The organism is Binatus sp. (SeqCode), from assembly GCF_036522015.1.
GTDB lineage: Bacteria > Desulfobacterota > Binatia > Binatales > Binataceae > Binatus.
Genome location: NZ_DATDGQ010000408.1, coordinates 1 through 3,508 on the forward strand (window position 1 = coordinate 1; position 3,508 = coordinate 3,508).

At 59.8% G+C, this 3,508-nt stretch carries 5 protein-coding genes and 1 pseudogene; 3 read left to right on the plus strand and 3 right to left on the minus strand.

The features are described from left to right. The 3 genes from VIW95_RS17560 to VIW95_RS17230 all read right to left on the minus strand — a co-directional run. On the minus strand, positions 1–105 hold a 105-nt coding region (locus VIW95_RS17560; RefSeq protein WP_414645305.1), incomplete at its 3' end, for an ExbD/TolR family protein. Between the two features lie 25 nt (positions 106–130). Continuing rightward, positions 131–583 carry a biopolymer transporter ExbD gene (locus VIW95_RS17225; RefSeq protein WP_331588856.1) on the minus strand — a complete coding sequence of 151 codons (453 nt, stop codon included), beginning with the start codon at positions 581–583 and terminating at the stop codon, positions 131–133. Then, positions 573–1,214, minus strand: coding sequence for a MotA/TolQ/ExbB proton channel family protein (locus tag VIW95_RS17230; RefSeq protein WP_331588858.1), 642 nt, complete (start codon positions 1,212–1,214; stop codon positions 573–575). Before VIW95_RS17230 ends, VIW95_RS17225 begins: the two co-directional genes overlap by 11 nt. A 540-nt stretch (positions 1,215–1,754) precedes the next feature. Between VIW95_RS17230 and VIW95_RS17235 the strand changes: the two genes are divergently transcribed. The 3 genes and pseudogenes from VIW95_RS17235 to VIW95_RS17680 form a co-directional block, all read left to right on the plus strand. After that, positions 1,755–2,318, plus strand: a complete 564-nt coding sequence (locus VIW95_RS17235) for a hypothetical protein (protein ID WP_331588860.1) — start codon at positions 1,755–1,757, stop codon at positions 2,316–2,318. A 4-nt stretch (positions 2,319–2,322) separates the two neighbouring features. After that, positions 2,323–3,255 carry an SDR family oxidoreductase gene (locus VIW95_RS17240; protein WP_331588862.1) on the plus strand — a complete coding sequence of 311 codons (933 nt, stop codon included), beginning with the start codon at positions 2,323–2,325 and terminating at the stop codon, positions 3,253–3,255. A gap of 67 nt (positions 3,256–3,322) precedes the next feature. Further along, positions 3,323–3,508: pseudogene (locus VIW95_RS17680) on the plus strand (low molecular weight phosphotyrosine protein phosphatase); the annotation flags it as partial.

Genomic DNA, 3,508 nt, shown 5'->3' on the forward strand with positions numbered 1-3,508 from the left:
GACCATGAAGATGATCAGCAGGACGAGAAAGATGTCGGTCAGCGGGGTGATGTTGATGTCGGCGAACACCCCGCCGCCCTTGTTACTGCTCATTTTCTTTTTCATGCGCAAATACCTCTACGGGCAGCGATCAGTTCCCACCACCTGAGGGGTTGTTTTCTAGTTGCGCACCGGTAACCCGTTTGGCTGCGATGGCAATTTGCTCGGCGCCGGCTTTCTTGGCGATACCAAGGATCCGCACCATGTCGCCGAGCAGTACTTTGCGATCGCCCTGGAACACCACGATCTTCTGGTCCACCTTGGCCAGCGCGTCGCGCAGGCTCGATTCGAGTTCGCGCTCAGGAACGTCTTTCGAGTTCACGAACAGCTCGTGCTGCGCCGTGTACGTGACGATGACGCCCTTGTTCTCGGGCGCGGTGTTGGTCGCGTTGGGCAAATCGACGTGTGCAGCGGACTCGATAGTGACGGAAGTCGTCACCATGAAGATAATCAGCAGAACCAGGAAAATATCGGTCAATGGCGTGATATTGATGTCGGCGAATACGCCGCCACCTTCGCCGCCATGTGGTCCGCTAATTGCCACGCGCTTGTCTCCCTTGGAGTGCGGCGTCGATCAGGCGGTCGTCGTTGATGTGCTGGATCGCGCTGATGTTCTCAACCTTGACTGAGAAATAGTTGTAGAAAATAACCGCGACGATCGCGACCGCGAGTCCAAGCGCGGTGGAAATCAACGCTTCCGAAATACCGGCCGCGACGACCGAGAAACCGCCGGTGCCCATGATTGCCATCGACTGGAACGCCACGAGAATACCAACGACCGTGCCGAACAGCCCGATGAACGGCGCCGACGCGCCCGCCGTCGCGAGCACCCAGAGGTAGCGCTTGAATTCGAGCCCTTCCTGGTAGCGCCGCTCGTCGTCGAGCTCGAGCAGATGATCGCGGTCCATCGTCTGCGCACCCGAAATGAGCGTGTGAAAGATTCGCTCGGCCGCCGTCGCGCGACCCTGCGTCCCTTGCAACGCTTCGTTGAACTTACCGGTCCGCAATTGCGGGATCAGCGAGTCCGCCAGCTTGGCCGTGCGGGGTCCGACGCCCCACAGCGCCCACACGCGCTCAAAAATGATCGCGAGGCATACGACCGAAATGAAGAGCAGGGGATACGTGGCGTAGTAGCCCTGCTGGATCATGCCCAAAATACCGAAGTTGCTTTGCATCTCTCATCCTCTCGAGATTGAAATAGATTGAGCGGCGAAAGTCTGGCCCCGCCCGAACCGTTGCGATAACTGCCCCAAAATGCCTCTGCGGTTCCCTGAACCGGTCGTTAGCCCAATTTTACAAGATTGAGCTCCCACCAGCCGGTCAAAGTTGTCCGAGATGGCGCGGAAAGTCTGAATGCAACAATAGAATGTATTTGTCAAGAGTCGCCGCCCGAAGGCAAAGATTACAACTCGCTTCATCGGCGATTCCGAATGGCATTTGGCGGCTTCCCGCGCTTTGCCACTTCGTGCAACCCAGCCATCACGCTCGAGTATCGAGGGTCGTCTCATTTAATATCTACGCCGTTGTCATGCTGGCGACTACCTCAATCTGGTCGCTGGCGGCACCACGCGTGGCTCTTGTCGCCTTGACTTCTTGGCCCCTCACGTCTATCCAGAAGCTTGCCACAGCATGCCGCAGGTTGACCGCGATGCGGTCTTTGTTTTTTTGGGCGATTGACGCTTTTGAGAAATCTGGACCCACTACCTAATCAGACGGTGAACAGGGCCGCTATCTTCATAGCTGCGGCATCGTTCGTGCTCATGCTCGCGGCTTGCAAGGCGCCCCCGGCACCCGCACCCGTGGGTCCGCCGCCTGAGCCGATCGCGAAAGCCCCGACCGACGAGCCCAGCAAGGAATTACCCAAGGATCTGTTCCCTGCGATGCCCATCTACCCCGGCGCCCAGGTAGACCACATCCGCAAGCCCAAGGGCGCGATGCGTGAAATTATGTTCAGCTCGGACGCGACGATGCCCCAGATGGTGGCCTACTACAAGGACGAGCTGAAGAAGAACGACTATCACATCACCTCGTCGCTCATCATGCCCGCGCGCAGGACCTGGTCGTGCGATTTCCACTACAATGGACGCCCCGGCAGCATCATGCTCTATCCGAGCGATCAGGATAAGACGAAGATGACGATCGATCTCATCTACGAGCTGCCGGCGCACATCGACGAGTCGCTGATGGAACCCAAGGAAGATTTCGACGTAGAAGGACCGGGCGAAATCGCCCAACAACCAACGAATCCAAATCCAACCGAGAACCAAAAGAGGAATTAGCGAAATGGCACTATTGACAGGCAAAGTTGCGGTAATCACCGGCGCCGGCCGCGGCATCGGGCGCGAAGAGGCGTTGCTGCTGGCCAAGCACGGCGCCAAAGTGGTCGTGAACGACCTCGGTGGACACTTCGACGGGACAGGGCAGTCGCGCTCACCGGCAGAGGACGTCGTCAAAGAAATCCGGTCGGCCGGCGGCGAGGCGGTCGCCAACTTCGAGAGTGTGACCGACTTCAAGTCCGCCAAGCGGATCGTCGATTGCGCGGTCGATAACTTCGGCAAGCTCAATATCGTGGTGAACAACGCCGGCATCCTGCGCGACCGCATGATTTTCAACATGACCGAAGAGGACTGGGACGCCGTCGTCTCCGTCCATCTGAAAGGCTCGTTCAACGTCGCGCGCCACGCGGCCGCTTACTGGCGCGAGCAGCACAAGGCCGGCAACGTGCTCAACGGCCGGCTCATCAACACCAGCTCCGACTCGGGCATCCTGGGCAACGCGGGGCAGAGCAACTACGGCTCGGCGAAAGCGGCAGTGGCCGCGATGGCGATAATCGTCGATCGCGAGATGAGCCGTTACGGCGTCACCGCCAACGCGATCGCGCCGGTCGCGCGCACCCGCCTGACAGTTGACGCGACTCCGCAGACTGCCGGCGGCATGGCGAAGAAAGAAGGCGAATGGGACGCGTTCACGCCCGCGCACGTCGCGCCGCTCGTCGCGTGGCTCGCGAGCGACGATGCGAAAGACGTTCACGGCGAAGTGTTCCGCGTCGGCCTGGGCAACGTATGGCTGATGCGCGGATGGCATACCGGCGCCAAGGTTTCGAAGAAGGGCTCGATGTGGGAGCCGGCGGAACTCGGCACCAAGCTCAAGGAAGAGCTCGCGAAGGGCGTCACCAAGAAAGAGAGCATGGGCGAGGTGATGGGCGGGGGCGTGTAGATTATTGACGGTTGAGAAGAAACCTGAAAGCGCGGCTCCGCGGGAGCCGCGCTTTCGTTCCATCCTGTTGATTTGCGCCGCCAACACTGCACGCAGCGTGATGGCTGAGCATATCCTGCGCCGCGAACTCGACGCGCTCGGCTTCGACCACAAAATTGCCATAACGTCAGCGGGCATCGCGCCGTATGCGCGCGATGGTGCGCTGGTCTCACTCGACACGCGCATGGCGCTGCGCGAAGTCGGCATCGACATC

Coding starts and splice junctions, on each gene's coding strand:
- VIW95_RS17230 (WP_331588858.1), bottom strand. CDS start 1,214: ATGCAAAGCAACTTCGGTATTTTGGGCATGATCCAGCAGGGCTACTAC.
- VIW95_RS17240 (WP_331588862.1), top strand. CDS start 2,323: ATGGCACTATTGACAGGCAAAGTTGCGGTAATCACCGGCGCCGGCCGC.